The following is a 655-nucleotide window of genomic DNA, read 5'->3' as shown; positions in this document are numbered from 1 at the left end:
GCGGCGGGGCGGGGACGCGCCGGCCCGACCGGCCTCACCGGAAGGTCCCGCTCACTGGGCCACCACGGCGTGGCGCAGCAGGAACGGGACCGACAGGAGCGTGACGACGAACAGGGCGACGCTCGGGTACCAGAGCCCCAGGCTGACCATGAGCTGGCCGCCGATCAGGGTGACGGCGGTGCCGACCCCGAGGGTCAGGAGCCAGACGTGCGCGGCGGGCGCGCGGCGCAGGAAGCCCGCGGCGGCCCAGCCGGGACCGAGCAGCAGGAAGCCGATGGTGACCAGCAGACGGAACTCGCCCAGCGCGCCCCCGCTGATCCCGGCGATGCTCAGGCCGCAGGCGATGACGCCGGCGACGACGAGCAGGATCGCCACGTACCGCCGCGCGGTCCTCGCGCGGGTCAGCTCAGCTGCGGACTGCACGCTCACCGCGGCTCACTCCTCTTCACTGGTGGTTCTCCCGGCGCCACGCCCTTCGTGGGGCGTGGGCCGGTGGGGCACGGACCGGGCCCGATCCGGTCCCGGGGCGCTCAGGACGCCTCTTCCCCCCATGCGTACCGCACACCGGTCCGCTCGGGACGGGCGGACCCGTCGCGCTCGGCGCCGACGGGGCGCTGCTCGCGGGCGACCGGCGACGGGGCCGGCTGCTGCGGTG

General features: G+C 76.2%; 1 protein-coding gene. It reads right to left on the bottom strand.

The genetic code is table 11. The features are described 5' to 3' along the window. Positions 1–51: 51 nt before the first annotated feature. Entirely contained in the window at positions 52–429 is a 378-nt protein-coding gene (locus tag GTW08_RS03905) for a hypothetical protein (RefSeq protein WP_139282736.1), read from the bottom strand. Positions 430–655 lie beyond the last annotated feature (226 nt).

It is taken from the genome of Pseudonocardia sp. SID8383, assembly GCF_009864975.1.
GTDB lineage: Bacteria > Actinomycetota > Actinomycetes > Mycobacteriales > Pseudonocardiaceae > Pseudonocardia > Pseudonocardia alni.
The sequence above is the reverse complement of the archived record's forward strand: the minus strand, read 5'-3'. Positions and strand labels throughout refer to the sequence as shown.